We start from the raw sequence: 790 nt of genomic DNA, 5'->3' as shown, positions 1-790 counted from the left end.
CAATTATTTAAATTAATTTGAGAGAATACTAAAATGAAAAAAATAAATGTTGGAATCCTTGTTTTTAATAATATTGAGCTACTTGATTTTACAGGACCGTATGAAGTATTCTCTGTTACCAAAGATCTATCAGGAAATTTTCTTTTTAATACTTTTTTAATCGGAAAAAGTGATGAAATATTAAAATCCGTTAATGGCCTGAAATACATACCCGATTATACAATATTTGATCATCCAAATTTGGATATTTTGATTATTCCGGGAGGAATTGGAACAAAAGAGATAATGTTTGATATTCAAATCTCCAATTGGATTGAACAATTGTTTCCGAAGTTATTTTACATTATCACTGTTTGTACAGGTGTTCGAATTCTATCTTCTACAAAACTTATGGATAATTTGGAATACACTACTCATCATGATTGTTTCGATGAATTGGAATTAATTTCTCCTCATGCAAAATTAAATAGAAATATCAGATTTACTAATAATGGGAAAATTCTAACTTCAGGTGGAATATCGGCTGGAATTGATTTATCTCTACATGTAGTTGAATGTTATTTCGGAAATGAGATTAAAAACAAAACTATTGAATATATGGAATACGGTAATTGGAAAAATTCGTTATTTTAAAAAAATAACTGCGCATAACAGCGACTTACCGCTTCGCTTCGGCACAAGGCCTCGCTCGGCCTGCGGCAAATTCCCCTTCTGGCATTCGCCTTGCGTTCGCAAGCTACATGCCAGTCCCTAACGTCCCGTTGGGACTCAGGGGCGGGGAACTTCGGTA

At 33.5% G+C, this 790-nt stretch carries 1 protein-coding gene; it reads left to right on the top strand.

Features of this window, described 5'->3' with window-relative positions:
- The first annotated feature begins 33 nt into the window (after window positions 1-33).
- Entirely contained in the window at window positions 34-633 is a 600-nt protein-coding gene (locus tag ND811_RS19470; RefSeq protein WP_265353454.1) for a DJ-1/PfpI family protein, read from the top strand.
- Window positions 634-790: the final 157 nt, after the last annotated feature.

This window comes from Leptospira soteropolitanensis, from assembly GCF_026151655.1.
GTDB classification, from domain to species: domain Bacteria; phylum Spirochaetota; class Leptospiria; order Leptospirales; family Leptospiraceae; genus Leptospira_A; species Leptospira_A soteropolitanensis.
The sequence above is the reverse complement of the archived record's forward strand: the minus strand, read 5'-3'. Positions and strand labels throughout refer to the sequence as shown.